The sequence below is a fragment of the Enterobacter sp. UNJFSC 003 genome, from assembly GCF_036903355.1.
Taxonomy (GTDB): domain Bacteria; phylum Pseudomonadota; class Gammaproteobacteria; order Enterobacterales; family Enterobacteriaceae; genus Enterobacter.
The window spans coordinates 1-267 of record NZ_JBAKHK010000189.1; the positions used below are offsets into that span (position 1 = coordinate 1).

Here is a 267-nt window from a genome sequence, read left to right on the forward strand (position 1 = left end):
GGCAACTAATGTGAAAAGTACCAGCGATCTGTTCAATGAAATTATTCCATTGGGTCGCTTAATCCATATGGTTAATCAGAAGAAAGATCGTCTGCTTAACGAGTATCTGTCTCCGCTGGATATTACTGCGGCACAGTTTAAGGTGCTCTGCTCTATCCGCTGCGCGGCGTGTATTACTCCGGTTGAACTGAAAAAAGTGTTGTCGGTCGACCTGGGAGCACTGACCCGTATGCTGGATCGCCTGGTCTGTAAAGGCTGGGTGGAAAG

1 protein-coding gene is annotated in these 267 nt (G+C 47.9%); it reads left to right on the forward strand.

Features of this window, described 5'->3' with window-relative positions:
• Positions 1-10 precede the first annotated feature (10 nt).
• The coding region (locus V5P19_RS23730; RefSeq protein WP_334408001.1) for a MarR family transcriptional regulator at positions 11-267 on the forward strand (257 nt) is incomplete at its 3' end.